The following is a 14,831-nucleotide window of genomic DNA, read 5'->3' as shown; positions in this document are numbered from 1 at the left end:
CAAAAAATACGCCATCCTCGCACCACTCACACCCCTCTTGAACCGCATCAACACGCTAATTCAACAGGGAATTGATGCTTCGGCCGTGCGGCCCGGCGCATTCAACGGTGCCCGGCGCCTCCGCGCAAGTAATCCAGCTGCGCTGCGACAGACATTTCGGCCGCACGCCGCACAGATGGTCCGACGTCGGAATACACGGCGTCGGCGACGTCACTGACGGCGGCATTGCGGCCCAGCCGGTCCAGTGCCGCCCGGATCTGGTCGAGGCGTTCGTGCCGGTGGCCTCGGTAGTCGCGGACGATCGCCTCCAGGGACGGCAGCACGGGCCCGTGGGCAGGCAGGACCGTTGCGGCCCCCAGCGCTTCCAGCCTGTTTAGCGAGGCAAGGTAGTCCCCGAGCGTCCCGTCCGGGTAGTCCAGCATGGTGGTGCCGCGGCCCAGGATGGTGTCGCCCGTCAGCACGGAACCGCGGCCGCCGTCGTCGGGAAGGTGGAAGCAGACGGAATCAGAGGTGTGGCCGGGTGTGGCCACGACGCGGATTTCCAGGCCCGCCATCAGGATAGTCTCGCCGTCCAGGAGGGGCGACCCGCCGCCATGGCAGTGCGCGCGTTCGGCGGCTCGGACCGGCGCGCCCGTCAGCTGATGCAGCGCGGCTGAACCGGCCGTGTGGTCCGCGTGCCGGTGCGTGACCAGGATGAGTTCGACGGGTCCAGCAGCCGCCAGCGCCTGAAGATGCTGTTCGTGCAGCGGGCCGGGGTCCACTACAACAGCGGACGGGCTACCGCCACCCCGTAATACGTAGGAGTTGGTGCCCTCCAGGCTCATGGGTCCTGGATTGGGGGCAAGGACGAACTGCGTCAAGGCAGAGCTGCGCTGCAGGCCAGGGCTGGAAGCTGAAGTCACAAACCCATCTTTGCACCAGCCGCGGCCCCGGCACCGGTCCCGCCGCCGGAATAGAACAGCCAACAAACCGGGTTGACCACCATGAAGAGCACAAGATCTCCATCAGGAAAGCCGGAACCGGACACATGAGCGACACACCCCGCACCATTGCAGACCTCATCGCCGAAGCTGACTCAGCTGGCCATGACCACGCTGCCACCGAGAAAAACAGCGGTCTGCAGCACATCCATAACCACGCGACTGGAGCCATCGTGTGGTTTCCCACATGGCGGACGTTCCGCGAGACGTCCGACTGGAGCGAGGCGGTGGAAGGCGTCGCGGAGGATTTCCGGTCACGTCCAACACCCGTCGAAGAACAGGCGGCCACCTTCCTGGCTGATGACCTGGCTGCACTCCTCAGACGCGCTGCTGCCTCCAGCGATGCGAACGTTTTTGTCCAGGAAAACCTGGTCCACCATCTGACGCGGACCTGGGCCGTCGCGGATGCCGTCGCGAAGGCAACGGGCAGGGAACTGCCCACAGGCAACACCACGCCGTCCATTCTTGCGGGCTATCCCTATGATGTGTACGCGCAGGATGGCGGCACCTTCGCAACGACGCTGTGGAACGACATGGTAGACGCCCGCCGCAACCAGGCCCTCAAGGACGAAGCTGCCCGCAAGGCCCTGAAGCCGGTGTCCCGCAAGGCGCTCAAGAACGCTGCCCGGAAGGCCGCGCGGCGCTGATGCCCGGGGCCGGCTTTGCCTGCAGAAATGGAAGAACGACGGCGGTTGCCCGGCACTGCGCTTGACGTACCGCAGTGCCGGCCAGCCGCCGTCGTACCTTTCTCTTGCGCTGTATCCCGTCTAGGCCAGGCGGGTCAGCCAGCCGTGCGTGTCTGGCAGGGCGCCGGTCTGGATGCCCAAAAGCTGCTCGCGGATGGCCATGGTGGTCTCCCCCGCTTTGGCGTCTTCGGAGCCAATGAACTCCGTGGCGTCCTTCAGCACGCCAATGGGAGTGATAACAGCAGCGGTTCCGCAGGCGAACACCTCGGTGATCTCGCCGGAGGCCACGCCGTCACGCCACTCGTCCAGGGTGATCTTGCGTTCGGTGACGTCGCGTCCCATGTCCTTGGCCACCTGGATGACTGACATCCGGGTGACGCCCTCGAGGATGGTGCCGGTGAGGGCTGGAGTGACCAGGGAGCCGTCCTTCATCACGAAGAAGACGTTCATGCCGCCGAGCTCTTCAACGGCGTTGTCATTGAACTGGTCCAGGAACAGGACCTGCTTGCAGCCGTTGGCCTCTGCCTCCTGCTGGGCGATCAGCGAGGCCGCGTAGTTGCCACCGCACTTTGCCGCTCCCGTGCCGCCGCGGCCTGCGCGTGCATACTCACGGGAAATCCAGATGGAAACGGGCTTCAGTTCGCCGCCGAAGTAGTTGCCGGCCGGGGAAGCAATGACGCGGAACGACACTTCACGCGCCGCACGAACACCCAGGAAAGCCTCGGTGGCGATCATGAACGGACGCAGGTACAGGGCCTCGCCATCGCCGGCCGGAACCCATTCCTTGTCTGCGGCAACCAGCTCACGGATGGCGCCCAGGAAGTACTCCACGGGAAGCTCCGGCAGGGCCAACCGGCGGGCGGACTTGTTCAGGCGGGCGGCGTTGGCTTCAGGGCGGAACGTCCAGATGGATCCGTCGGCGTGGCGGTAGGCCTTGAGACCTTCGAAGATCTCCTGGCCATAGTGCAGAACCGCCGCGGACGGGTCCAGCGAAATCGGTCCGTAGGCCTCGACCCGGGGGTCGTACCAGCCGCCCTCGCCGTGCTCGTCGACGCTGTAGTCGACGATGGCGGTGTGGTCGGTGAAGTAGTTGCCGAACCCTGGGTTGGCCAGGATGGCTGCACGCTCTTCAGCGGACTTCGGGGTTGCCGAGGGCTGCTGGTTGAATTCGACGCCATGGGCGGTCTGAGTCATGGTTCCTCCACGATCGGCTGCCTGTGGATGTGGTTCATCCTTGAACCCCAGGGCAGCATTTGGTGATTCGAAACTAGCTTACGCCGGTTAACCGAGTCTCTAGGGCACGGCCTAGAGCGCTGCGGCGATGGCATCTCCGATGGCACTGGTAGTGCGGGAGCCGCCGTCGCGGTTTTCGACGTCGGTGATGACCGCCGCTTCGATCTTCCGGGCCGCCTCGGTGTAGCCGAGGTGGTCCAGCAGAAGTGCCGCTGACAGGATGGCGGCGGTGGGGTCCGCCTTCTGCTGCCCGGCGATGTCCGGTGCGGAACCGTGGACGGGTTCGAACATGGAGGGCGCGGTGCGGTCCATGTTGATGTTGCCCGAGGCGGCCAGCCCGATGCCGCCGGTGATGGCCGCGGCGAGGTCCGTCAGGATGTCACCGAAGAGGTTGTCTGTGACGATCACGTCAAAGCGCGACGGATCGGTGACCATGAAGATCGTGGCCGCGTCTACGTGCAGGTAGTCGTGGGTGACCTCGGGGAATTCCTTGGCCACAGCCTCAACGGTCCGCTTCCACAGGTGGCCGGCGAAGACCAGGACGTTGTGCTTGTGGACAAGGGTGACGTGCTTGCGTTCGCGTGCGCTGGCACGGCGGAAGGCATCCCGGACCACACGCTCCACGCCGTGAGCGGTGTTCAGTGAGACCTCGGTGGCTACTTCGTGCGGAGTGCCGCCGCGCAGCGTGCCGCCGTTGCCGACGTAGGGGCCCTCGGTTCCTTCACGGACGACAATGAAATCGATGGTTCCAGGGTTGGCCAGCGGGCTCCCCACCGTGCCAAAGAGCCGGGATGGCCGCAGGTTGACGTAGTGGTCCAGGCTGAAGCGGAGCTTGAGCAGCATCTCCCGCTCGATGATGCCGGACGGGATCCGGGTGTCGCCGGGTGCTGCACCAACCGCGCCGAAGAGAATCGCGTCGCGCGTCCGCAGGTCCTCCAGGACCTCATCCGGAAGGGTCTCCCCCGTGGCCAGCCAGTGTTCGGCCCCGAGCTTGTAGTGGTGCTGCTCGAGGTCAACACCTTCGGCGGCGACGGCCTTTTCGAGGACCTTCAGTGCCTCGGCAATGACCTCGGGGCCAATGCCGTCACCGGGAATGACAGCGAGATTGATGGTGGATGCGCTCATGATTTCAGGGTAGCCAAGTCATCCACATTCTGGTCAAACCGTCTCATTATTCGAAACCCCGAACGCTCTCCCGGTTCCTGCACGTTTCGGGGCGGCCCTCTCTCACTTCCTGCACCTTAACGGCAAACGCTCTCTCACCTCGGAAAAGGAAGTGAGAGAGCGTCCGTGATGCTAGGCCTCGGTGGGCTCCTCGTACTTGGGGAAAACCGGGGCCGGAGCGGGCAGCGGCGTTCCTGCCGCGATCGGTGTGGTGAGCGCCGAGAACTGCCGGGACGCGCCGTCGGGCTGGCCGAGCGTATCCAGCAGCGCAGCTGTGGCGGTGGGCATGACCGGCTGCGCGAGGATAGCCACAATCCGCAGCACTTCCAGCGTCACGTACAGCACTGTGTTCATGCGTTCGACGTCGGTCTTGCGCAGGACCCAGGGCGCCTGGTCCGCAAAGTAGGCGTTGGTGTCACCCAGGACGGCCCAAATGGCCTCAAGGGCGCGGCTGAACTCCTGCTTTTCGAAGGCGGCCCGCGCCGCCTCGAGCAACCCGTTGGCCTGCTCCAGGATCGCCGTATCCGCAGCGGTGAATGTACCGGGTACCGGTACCTGGCCTTCGCAGTTCTTGGCCACCATGGACAGTGACCGCTGAGCCAGGTTTCCGAAGTTGTTGGCGAGGTCGGAGTTCATGCGCCCCACGATGGCTTCGTGGTTGTAGCTGCCGTCGGCGCCGAACGGGACCTCGCGGAGGAAGAAAAACCGTACCTGGTCCAGACCGTACTGCGCCACGAAATCTGCGGGCGCCACGACGTTGCCGAGTGACTTGGACATCTTGACGCCGTTGTTGTGCAGAAAGCCGTGGATCATGACGCGCTTGGGCAGTTCCAGCCCGGCGCTCATCAGGAAGGCTGGCCAGTAGATGGCGTGGAAGCGCGAGATGTCCTTGCCGATGACGTGGACGTCGGCGGGCCAGAACTTCCTGAACGATTCCGAGTCGACATCGGGGTAGCCCACACCGGTGAGGTAGTTGGTGAGGGCGTCCACCCAGACGTACATCACATGCTTGTCGTTGCCGGGGACGGGAACGCCCCAGTCGAAGGTGGTTCGGCTGATGGACAGGTCTTCGAGGCCGCGCCTAACGAAGCTGATGACCTCGTTGAACCGGGACTGCGGCGCGCCAAACTCGGGCTGTGCCTCATACAGCGCCAGAAGGCGGTCCTGGTAGGCGGACAGCCGGAAGAAGTAACTCTCCTCCGCAGTCCAGGTCACCTCGGTGTCGGTCTCTTTCGAGTAGCGCACGCCGTCGTCCTTGACTACGGTGTCGTCCTCAACGTAGAAAGCTTCGTCGCGGACGGAGTACCAGCCCTCATATTTGGACAGGTAAATATCGCCGTTGGCTTCCATCTTCTTCCAGATGGCCTGCGAGGCGGCGTAGTGGTCCTCGTCCGTGGTGCGGATGAACCGGTCATAAGTGATACCCAGGGCGGAGTGCGCAGCCTTGTAGACCTCGGCATTGCGGTCCACCAGCTCCTTGGGAGTGATGCCTTCCTTTTCGGCCGTCTGGGCGATCTTCATGCCGTGCTCGTCCGTGCCGGTCAGGAACATCACGTCATAACCGTCCAACCGCTTGAACCGCGCCATGGCATCGGTGGCGATGTACTCATACGCGTGGCCGATGTGGGGCACCCCGTTGGGGTACGTGATGGCAGTGGTGATGTAGAACGGGGTTTTCTCTGGAGCAGTCACGTGCGGACGGTACCTTTGGTGCGAAGGGACGGGCTAGATAAGTTCAGTCAGCGTATCGCTCAGGCGGACCAGTTCGTGGTCGTGTGAAGCGACCAGCACTGCGATTCCGTCGTTAGTGGTGTCTTTGAGGATGCTGATGATGCGGTTGGCGGATGCCCTGTCCAGGCTTGCGGTCGGCTCGTCCACCACCAGGACACGGGTGCCCAGGATCAGCGCACGGGCAATGGCCACACGTTGGCGTTCGCCGCCCGAGAGCTGTGCGGGGCGGTGCCTCATCCGGCGGCCCAGCCCAACGAGGTCCAACAGGTCCTTGGCCATGTCGCGGCGCTGCTCCACCTCGCCGTCAGGCACGGCCGGCAGCAGCACGTTTTCCAGCGCGCTCATGCCGTCGATCAGTGCCCCGCCTTGGTCCACGTAGCCGATCAGGGCCCGACGGCGGTCGGCGATTTCGTCGTCGCCCATGCTTTCGAGCGAATCGCCTTCCCAGAAGACACGGCCCGACGTCGGCAGCGTCAGGCCCGCGCCCACGGTCAGGATGCTGGTCTTGCCGGATCCGCTTCGGCCGGCGACACAGTGCATCTCGCCGGCGTGAAGCGTAAGGTCAAAGCCTTCGACAACGCTGACAGCTTCCGCACCGCCCTTGCCCCCGCCATACCGAATGGTGATGTCGCTCAGTTCCAGCGGCGTCCCGTGGTCCGAGGCCTTGACGATGGTGTTGGCACGGGTCTGCAGGGGCGCCTCAACCGAGCCGGACCTCCGGCTCCGGTGAACATTCGTCTCGTTTGTCATTGGACCACTTTCGTTGCAATCGGTATCCAGCAAAGTACAGCCACGAGGCCGGCGACTCCGGCCCACAGGGCGGCATAGGGGGCAAGGAGGAGCCCAATGCCCAGCGCGCCCAGCACGCCCAGCGGCAGCGCCACCGTGCCCACCAGCGCGTTTTCGAACAGGCGGACCTGGCGGAGCATGTCCGGATTCCAGCCCATGGCTTCAAGGATGCCAAGGTACTGGCGTTTCGCGTTGAGCTCAAACCGTCCGGTCACCAAAGTGAGCACGAGTCCCACGATCACGCCCGAAAGGGCCAAAAGGATGCTGGGGAAAGCGACGCTGGCGGCGGCGAGTCCGCTCAGTGCGCTTGCGCCGGCGGCCCGTGGGATGTCGATGAGCAATGCGATCAAGCCGCCAACAGCGGCCCCGAAGACACCCACGGCCACGGCCAGCGAGAGCGTGTTGAACTTGTTGGTGCTGAGCTGCCTGTTGGCGAACGTCAAGGGAGAATCCACCGGGATCAGGCGCTCGTCGTGCTGCGGTTCCTGGTCCACAACGTCACGGTGCCGCAGCTGCTGCGCCGCGAAGAAGGCTGCTGCCGCATACAGCACGAGGACTGATGCGGACACGATGACCGTTGTCAGGCTCCAGCTCACAACGCTCAGGACGATTCCCGCCACGGCGAGGAGCGCGGCACCAACGCCGAATTCCTCAAGCACCCAGCTGCGGATCCGCCTCTGGGTCCAACCCATGGCGCGCAGGGTTCCGGCTTCACTCTTGCGTTTGCGGATGTAGCTGACGGTGGAGGCGCCTGTCAGCAGGGCAGCTCCGCAAAGCGTCAGGAACAACAGGGTGACGTTGGTTCCGGTCAGCGAACCGGAAACGGCGTCGGCGGCGTTCTGCCGTACCCAGGACTGCTGGACGGTACCCAGGGCCGATTCCTTGCCGGCGCCGTCCTTTGAGTAGCCGGGAACGAAGATGCTGGCATCCTCGCGGGCGGAGCCGGCAACAACAGTGGCTTCCAGGCCCATCTCGCGGATCTCACTGGCCAGCTTTTCGACGTCGGGCTGTGCCTGCTTCCAGCTTCCGGGGGCCTTGGCCCGGACCCGCACAGCGTCGATGACGGCGGCGTTGTCCTTATAACCGCGGGCAGCGGCGAGGCCGTAGTAGTCGGTGATTGCACCAGCCGACTGGCTCGCCAGGCCGGTGGCGCTGAGGGAGGGCTCGAGTTCGGTAGCCGTAACGTCCTTGCCGTCCGCGTCCTTGGTCAGGGTGAACGGCGTGGGGTCATAGCCGCCCAGCGGGAGCCGGTTGACGTCGCCGGCTGCCTTTGCCACAGCTGACGGGTCAAAGGTTCCGTAGACCATCGCGAGGGGCGCTGCCAGCTTCTCCCCCGTCTCCAGGTTTTCGCGGTACGAGCGCTCATCTACGGGCTCACGCTGGGTCTGATCCACCGGACCGCCGGACGGTGTCTTCTCAGGCAGCCTGTTAACGGTCACCCACTCGCCGGGAACGGCCGACTTTTCGACGGCGCCGTTGGCCGCGGTTTCGCCATCGGTGTACTTCGGCGCCGCGGCAAAGTCGGTGCTCCAGGTGGCCGGTGTGTAAAGGCCCTGGTTGAAGTTGCCCTGGTTGCCAAGGACGGACGAGTGATCGGTTGAACCGGGCCAGGACAGCGCGAAGGGATCCTTGGACACGAACGGAAGGTAGTCCTTGTCCAGGGAACGGGAGGCAGTCCCGACCTCCTTGACCACCTTGCCGGAGTCGTCGATCTCTTCGATCTTGACGTTGTACTTCAGGTCCAGGGATGTGCCCGAACGGACAATCAGGGGGATGGCCTGTGAGTCCGCCGTGAGCTGTCCGTTACGCTTTGCCTGCTGGTACTGGGTCATCAGGGGTGCCCAGTACTTGAGCTTAACGCCCAGGAAGTCAGGGCCCTCCGCCAGCTCTTCCGTGCTGATGCCGTTGGTGAAGAGGCTTTCGAAGTGACGGCCAATGGCCCCGGCGTTGCGGGCATCGGCGGGCGGCGCCTTCTCCAACGGAGCCAGGAAGTCACCAGCCGAACCCAGCAGCGCACGTTCGGCCACAGGATCGACGGCGACGACGGACTCCGTTACCTCGGGCGACAAGGGCAGCGACACGGAAAGATTAAAGAGGTTGTGCTCGGAGCCGCCGGCCGGGTCAGGGAACTTGATCCCGGTTTCGTCCTTGGGGGCGGCAATGCGGATGCTGCTTCCTCCGGCGGCCTGTTCCTCCACGAGCTTGGCCTTGCCGAGGCTGCCTTCCGCCGTGGATTTGAAGAGGGTCTGCTCGGAGACGCCGTCGGAGCTGACGGCGCTGGCCGTGAGTCGGTACTTCTTGGCGGTGTCGCTCAGGACAGATTCTGCGGCCGGCCACTTGTCCGGTGAGGTCGCACCCGCGGCCTGGTCCGCTGTGGCGGTACCGGCGAGCCCGGCGTTGTAGCCGAGGTAGTCCATGGCGTCCAACCGCGGTGCTTCAAGGTTCTGGGTCACTCGCGAGACCAGGCTGATCGGCGCTGCCACCGACGTGCCTGTCAGGTCGCGGATGGACTCCAGCTGTTCGAAGCTGATGCCGCCGCTGCCGCTGGCGATTTCCGGCTGCATCAGCGCGCCGGATCCCGCTTTGGCCTGGACCAGAACATCGTAAAGTCCGCGTGAGTTCTCATCCACGGTCCTGTTAAGTGCGGCCTGCGACTGGCCTTGGACGAGGACCGACAAGCACATGGCTGCGATCAAGATGGCCGCGGTCAGCAGCAGCACTTTGCTTCTGATGAACCTCTGGACGGCGTTCATTGGGCTCCCTGAAACCTGGATTGCGTGCGCACACCATCATCCGCGGTTGACGGACGTGAGGATTGGTTTCCTGCCTGGTGTGCGTAAAGTATTGGCCGGCCTGCCGGCCCGGTCCTGAATCAGGACCTAGCCATTGTAAGCAGACCGGCCAATCATACGTGGCCGACGTTAAGTCGAGGTCACGCGTAGTTCACATGCTGGGGATGCTAGTCCTCGAGGTCCACTTCGCGGACCATTTCGGCGCCGATGCCTGCCTTGATGGCGTCCAGCACCTGCTGCGGCACGGAGCTGTCGATCGTCAGAAGGGCCAGGACCTGGCCACCCTCCGCCTGGCGCGCAACCTGCATTCCGGCGATGTTGATGTTGTTCATGCCCAGGATATGACCGATGGTGCCGATCACGCCGGGACGGTCGGAGTAGGCCACCACCACGAGGTGCTCGCTGATGGGAATCTCTACGTCGTAGCCGTTGAGGCCCACGAGCTTCTCAACCTGCTTGGGCCCGGTGAGGGTACCCGCAACGGAGATCTGTGAGCCGTCGCTCAGCGCGCCCCTGATGGTCAGGACGTTGCGGTAGTCCTCTGCTTCCGGCGTGGTGATCAGGCGGGTGTTGATGCCGCGCTGTTCGGCAATGACCGGGGCGTTGACGTAGGAGACCTGCTCGGTCACGACGTCGGCGAAGATGCCCTTCAGGGCTGCGAGTTCGAGGACCTTGACGTCCAGCGCAGCAATTTCGCCGGCAACCTCGACGTCGATCTGGGTCAGCGAGGCGTGGGTCAGCGCGGTGAAGATCCGGCCCAGCTTCTCGATCAGCGGGATGCCCGGGCGGACGTCGGGGGCAATGACCCCGCCGGCGACGTTGACGGCGTCCGGAACCAATTCTCCGGCCAACGCCAGGCGCACGGACTTGGCGACCGAAACGCCAGCCTTCTCCTGGGCCTCATCGGTGGAGGCACCCAGGTGCGGAGTCACGATGACGTTATCCAGGGTGAAGAACGGCAGATCGGTGCTGGGTTCCTTGACGAAGACATCCACGGCTGCGCCGGCGATCTGCTTGTCCTGGAGCGCGGCGTAGAGGGCTTCCTCATCCACCAGGCCGCCACGGGCGACGTTCACGACGTAGGCGGTGGACTTCATCTTGGTGAAGGCGTCCGCGCCGAGCATGCCAACGGTTTCAGGGGTCTTGGGCATGTGGATGGTGACGAAGTCGGACTGGCTCAGGAGCTCGTCGAGGCTGACCAGCCTGACGCCGAGCTGCGCCGCGCGGGCCGAGGTGATGTAGGGGTCGTAGGCGAGGATTTCGGTGTCGAAGCCCTGCAGGCGGGCGGCGACCAGGGCGCCGATGCGGCCGAGGCCGATGATGCCGATCTTCTTCTCGAAGAGTTCGATGCCCGTGTACTTCGAGCGCTTCCATTCACCGCCTTTAAGGGCGGAGCTGGCCTGCGGGATGTGCCGTGCCAGGCTCAGGATGTGGCCTACCGTCAGTTCCGCGGCGGAGACGATGTTCGAGGTGGGGGCGTTGACCACCATCACACCTGCCTGCGTCGCAGCCTTGATATCCACGTTGTCCAGGCCGACGCCGGCACGTGCGATGACCTTGAGGTTCTTCGCTGCGGCGATGGCTTCGGCGTCCACCTGCGTGGCAGAGCGGACCAGGATGGCATCCACGTCGGCGATGGCGGAGAGCAGCTGGGACCGGTCGGCGCCGTCCGTCTGGCGGATCTCGAAGTCCGGGCCCAGGGCCTCGATCGTGGCGGGCGAAAGTTCTTCGGCGAGCAGTACTACGGGTTTTGACACGGTTGATCCTCTGCGTTGCAGTCCTGGGGATAAGTCAAGTCTAGGCTGACGGAAAGGCCGGGCTCACATTGTTAAGTGTGAACCCGGCCTCACTGGCGCGCCGTGAAGGGCGCGTGGGGGCGCAACCTTAGCGGGCTGCTGAGCCCTCTACGTAGTCCTCGTCCTGCTGCTGCCAGGAGAACAGACCGCGCAGTTCACGGCCGACAGCTTCGATCGGGTGCTGCTCTGCCTTGGCGCGCAGGGCCTTGAACTCCACACCGCCGTTGTCCTGGTCCTCGATGAACCGCTTGGCGAAGGCGCCGTTCTGGATGTCCGCGAGGACAGCCTTCATGTTTTCCTTCACCTCGGGGGTGATGACGCGCGGGCCGGAAACGTAGTCGCCGTACTCTGCGGTGTCGGAAACGCTCCAGCGCTGCTTGGCGATGCCGCCTTCCCACATGAGGTCAACGATGAGCTTGAGCTCGTGCAGCACCTCGAAGTAGGCGATCTGCGGCTGGTAGCCGGCTTCAGTGAGGGTTTCGAAGCCGTACTGGACCAGCTGGGAGACGCCGCCGCACAGGACGGACTGCTCACCGAAGAGGTCGGTTTCGGTTTCTTCGGTGAAGGTCGTCTTGATGACGCCGGCGCGGGTGCCGCCGATTGCCTTGGCGTAGGACTTGGCCAGGTCCCATGCAGCGCCTGATGCGTCCTGCTCAACGGCGATGATGTCGGGGATGCCGCGGCCGGCTTCGAACTCGCGGCGCACGGTGTGGCCGGGAGCCTTCGGGGCGATCAGGATGACGTCAACGCCCTCCGGGGCCTCGATGTAGCCGAAGCGGATGTTGAAGCCGTGTGCGAAGGCCAGTGCCTTGCCCGGGGTCAGCTTGTCCTTGATGGAGTCATTGAAGATCGAGCGCTGGTGCTGGTCCGGTGCCAGGATCATGATGACGTCTGCCCACTCGGCGGCGTCGGCCACGTTCTTGACCGTGAAGCCGGCGTCCTGAGCCTTGGCGATGGAGGAAGAGCCTTCCTTCAGGGCGATGGTAACTTCGACGCCGGAGTCGCGCAGGTTCAGCGCGTGGGCGTGGCCCTGGGAACCATAGCCGACAATCGCAACTTTGCGACCCTGGATGATCGACAGGTCGGCGTCGTCGTCGTAGAACATTTCAGTCACTTGGGTAACTCCTCTTGAGTGGTTTCTCTGGGTAGACAGTCTGTGGTGTTGCGGTACTGCACGGGCATTGCGCTGCATAGCGGGACGGACCCCGCCAGTTTCAAGCGCTGCGCAAGGCCCTGTCACTCATGGAGCGGGATCCCCGTCCAACGGCCAAGGTGCCGGACTGCACAATTTCGCGGATGCCGAAGGGCTCAAGCACTGACAGCAGTGCGGTGAGCTTTTCGGGGTGGCCGGTTGCTTCAATGACCACGGAGTCTGTGGAGACGTCAACCACTGAAGCACGGAACAGGTCTGCAGCCTGGGTCACCTGCAGGCGAGTCGCGGCATCCGCACGTACCTTGACCAGGATGTGGTCTCGCTGTACGGAAGATTCGGAGGTCAGCTCAACGATCTTGATCACGTTGACCAGTTTGTTGAGCTGCTTGGTGACCTGCTCAATGAGGTCACCGTCGGCATCGACGACGACGGTCATCCGGGACATGCCCGGGACTTCCGTCGGGCCGACGGCCAGGGAATTGATGTTAAAGGCCCTGCGTGCGAACAGGCTCGCGACGCGGGTCAGTACACCGGGCTTGTCTTCGACCAGAACGGACAGTGTGTGGCGGCTCATGATCAGTCCTCCTCTTCCCATTCCGGGGTCATGTTGCGGGCAACCTGGATCTGGTCGTTGCTTACTCCGGCGGGCACCATCGGCCACACCATGGAGTCGGGGCTCACCACGAAGTCGATGACCACGGGGCGGTCGTTGATCTCGAGGGCCTTCTGGATGGTTGCGTCGATGTCTTCGTCACGCTCGCAGCGGAACGAGGCACAGCCGTACGCCTCACCCAGCTTAACGAAGTCCGGAATCCGGACGGTCTCATGGCCCGTGTTCAGGTCGGTGTTGGAATAGCGGCCCTCGTAGAACAGGGTTTGCCACTGGCGCACCATACCCAGCGAGGAGTTGTTGATCACGGCAACCTTGATGGGGATCTTGTTGATCGCACAGGTGGCCAGTTCCTGGTTGGTCATCTGGAAGCAGCCGTCGCCGTCGATGGCCCAGACCACGCGGTCCGGGTCACCCACTTTGGCGCCCATGGCAGCCGGAACCGCGTAGCCCATCGTGCCGGCGCCGCCGGAGTTGAGCCAGGCGTGCGGACGTTCGTACTTGATGAACTGCGCAGCCCACATCTGGTGCTGGCCCACGCCTGCCACATAGATGCCTTCGGGGCCCGTGAGTGCGCCGATGCGCTCGATGACGCGCTGCGGGGCGGAAAGCCCGTCCTCCGGTTCCGTCCAGCCCAGCGGGTAGGTTTCCTTGAGGTTGTTCAAGAACGCCCACCACGTGGTGAGGTCCGGCGTGCCGGTGGCCTCAAACTGCGAGCGTACGGCCTCGGTGAGCTCTGGAATGATTTCCTTGACGGAGCCCACGATGGGGACGTCGGCCGTGCGGTTCTTGGAGATTTCGGCGGGATCGATGTCCGCGTGGATCACCTTGGCGTTCGGCGCGAACGTCTTGAGTACGCCTGTGACACGGTCGTCGAAGCGGGCGCCCAGGGTGATGAGGAGATCGGACTGCTGGAGGGCAGTGACGGCCGACACCGTGCCATGCATGCCAGGCATGCCCACATGCTGAGGGTGCGAATCCGGGAACACACCGCGCGCCATCAGTGTGGTGACCACGGGGGCGCCTGTCAGTTCGGCCAACTCGCGGAGTTCCGCGGAGGCATGGGCCTTCACGACGCCGCCGCCGACATACAGGACGGGCTTGGTAGCCGCCGCGATGAGCTTTGCTGCTTCGCGGACCTGCTTGTTGTGTCCGCGAGTCACGGGCCGGTAGCCGGGGAGGTCGATCCTTGGCGGCCAGGAGAAGGTCATCTGACCCTGCTGGGCGTCCTTTGCGACATCAACGAGCACGGGCCCCGGACGCCCGGTGGAGGCCAGGTGGAACGCCTCAGCCATGACGTGAGGGATGTCGTTGGGGTCGGTCACCAGGAAAGAGTGCTTGGTGATGGGCATGGTGATGCCCACAATGTCGGCTTCCTGGAACGCGTCGGTGCCGATCACACCGCTGGACACCTGGCCGGTGATGGCCACTAGGGGCACGGAGTCCATGTGGGCGTCCATGATGGCGGTAACGAGGTTGGTGGCACCAGGGCCCGAGGTGGCAATGCAAACGCCCACCCGGCCGGTAACCATGGCATAGCCTTGCGCGGCGTGGCCGGCTCCCTGTTCGTGACGGACCAGTACGTGATTCATGCTGGAGGCCATCAAGGGGTCATAGGTAGGCAGGATCGCGCCACCAGGCAAACCAAAAATATCGTCGACGCCGAGTTCTTCGAGCGAGCGGACGATAGCTTGCGAGCCGGTCATCACCGTTGGGGGTACAACGTTGTTCGGCCCAAGGACAGGAGAGACAGCGGCAAGATCAGCGACGACTGCGGCATGGTCAGCCGTTCGGTCGGCGCGTTCCGGGGCCTTGGGGGCTCCAGCGGACTTTGTAGCCATCAGCGAGGGGCTGATCGGCGATCCTTTGCTCATCGGACTCTTCCTTGTGGATCATC

11 protein-coding genes are annotated in these 14,831 nt (G+C 64.2%); 1 reads left to right on the top strand and 10 read right to left on the bottom strand.

Going from position 1 to position 14,831, the window contains the following annotated elements; genetic code table 11:
• Positions 1 to 101 precede the first annotated feature (101 nt).
• A complete protein-coding gene (locus V9L18_RS04340) occupies positions 102 to 902 on the bottom strand; it encodes an MBL fold metallo-hydrolase (RefSeq protein ID WP_337345925.1) in 801 nt (266 codons plus the stop codon).
• 125 nt (positions 903 to 1,027) lie between these two features.
• Here V9L18_RS04340 and V9L18_RS04335 point away from each other — a divergent pair, with 125 nt between their 5' ends.
• A complete protein-coding gene (locus V9L18_RS04335) occupies positions 1,028 to 1,627 on the top strand; it encodes a hypothetical protein (RefSeq protein WP_337345924.1) in 600 nt (199 codons plus the stop codon).
• A 120-nt stretch (positions 1,628 to 1,747) separates the two neighbouring features.
• Here the strand turns inward: V9L18_RS04335 and V9L18_RS04330 are convergent, their stop codons facing one another.
• The 9 genes from V9L18_RS04330 to V9L18_RS04290 all read right to left on the bottom strand — a co-directional run bounded on the left by V9L18_RS04330 (position 1,748) and on the right by V9L18_RS04290 (position 14,808).
• A complete protein-coding gene (locus tag V9L18_RS04330; RefSeq protein WP_337345923.1) occupies positions 1,748 to 2,860 on the bottom strand; it encodes a branched-chain amino acid aminotransferase in 1,113 nt (370 codons plus the stop codon).
• A 111-nt stretch (positions 2,861 to 2,971) separates the two neighbouring features.
• On the bottom strand, positions 2,972 to 4,024 hold the full coding sequence (locus tag V9L18_RS04325; RefSeq protein WP_310161981.1) for a 3-isopropylmalate dehydrogenase: 1,053 nt from the start codon (positions 4,022 to 4,024) through the stop codon (positions 2,972 to 2,974).
• A 171-nt stretch (positions 4,025 to 4,195) separates the two neighbouring features.
• A complete protein-coding gene (gene metG / locus V9L18_RS04320; RefSeq protein WP_337345922.1) occupies positions 4,196 to 5,755 on the bottom strand; it encodes a methionine--tRNA ligase in 1,560 nt (519 codons plus the stop codon).
• Between the two features lie 33 nt (positions 5,756 to 5,788).
• On the bottom strand, positions 5,789 to 6,544 hold the full coding sequence (locus V9L18_RS04315) for an ABC transporter ATP-binding protein (protein ID WP_131131755.1): 756 nt from the start codon (positions 6,542 to 6,544) through the stop codon (positions 5,789 to 5,791).
• Entirely contained in the window at positions 6,541 to 9,336 is a 2,796-nt protein-coding gene (locus V9L18_RS04310) for an ABC transporter permease (RefSeq protein ID WP_337345921.1), read from the bottom strand. The genes V9L18_RS04315 and V9L18_RS04310 overlap by 4 nt, the downstream gene beginning before the upstream one ends.
• Positions 9,337 to 9,542: 206 nt before the next feature.
• Positions 9,543 to 11,132 carry a phosphoglycerate dehydrogenase gene (serA, locus tag V9L18_RS04305; RefSeq protein WP_337345920.1) on the bottom strand — a complete coding sequence of 530 codons (1,590 nt, stop codon included), beginning with the start codon at positions 11,130 to 11,132 and terminating at the stop codon, positions 9,543 to 9,545.
• 127 nt (positions 11,133 to 11,259) lie between these two features.
• Entirely contained in the window at positions 11,260 to 12,363 is a 1,104-nt protein-coding gene (ilvC, locus tag V9L18_RS04300) for a ketol-acid reductoisomerase (protein WP_337345919.1), read from the bottom strand.
• 22 nt (positions 12,364 to 12,385) lie between these two features.
• Positions 12,386 to 12,898 (bottom strand): acetolactate synthase small subunit, encoded by a 513-nt coding sequence (gene ilvN, locus V9L18_RS04295; protein ID WP_055796055.1) that lies wholly within the window; start codon positions 12,896 to 12,898, stop codon positions 12,386 to 12,388.
• 2 nt (positions 12,899 to 12,900) lie between these two features.
• Complete coding sequence (locus V9L18_RS04290; protein WP_337345918.1) at positions 12,901 to 14,808, bottom strand: acetolactate synthase large subunit; 1,908 nt, start codon at positions 14,806 to 14,808, stop codon at positions 12,901 to 12,903.
• Positions 14,809 to 14,831: the final 23 nt, after the last annotated feature.

This window comes from Pseudarthrobacter sp. CCNWLW217, from assembly GCF_037203985.1.
Taxonomy (GTDB): Bacteria; Actinomycetota; Actinomycetes; order Actinomycetales; family Micrococcaceae; genus Arthrobacter.
Note: the sequence above shows the minus strand (reverse complement) of the source record. Positions and strands in the feature narration are given on the sequence as shown.

Coding starts and splice junctions, on each gene's coding strand:
- V9L18_RS04335 (WP_337345924.1), top strand. CDS start 1,028: ATGAGCGACACACCCCGCACCATTGCAGACCTCATCGCCGAAGCTGAC.
- V9L18_RS04330 (WP_337345923.1), bottom strand. CDS start 2,860: ATGACTCAGACCGCCCATGGCGTCGAATTCAACCAGCAGCCCTCGGCA.
- V9L18_RS04325 (WP_310161981.1), bottom strand. CDS start 4,024: ATGAGCGCATCCACCATCAATCTCGCTGTCATTCCCGGTGACGGCATT.
- V9L18_RS04315 (WP_131131755.1), bottom strand. CDS start 6,544: ATGACAAACGAGACGAATGTTCACCGGAGCCGGAGGTCCGGCTCGGTT.
- V9L18_RS04310 (WP_337345921.1), bottom strand. CDS start 9,336: ATGAACGCCGTCCAGAGGTTCATCAGAAGCAAAGTGCTGCTGCTGACC.
- ilvC (WP_337345919.1), bottom strand. CDS start 12,363: ATGCAGCGCAATGCCCGTGCAGTACCGCAACACCACAGACTGTCTACC.
- ilvN (WP_055796055.1), bottom strand. CDS start 12,898: ATGAGCCGCCACACACTGTCCGTTCTGGTCGAAGACAAGCCCGGTGTA.
- V9L18_RS04290 (WP_337345918.1), bottom strand. CDS start 14,808: ATGAGCAAAGGATCGCCGATCAGCCCCTCGCTGATGGCTACAAAGTCC.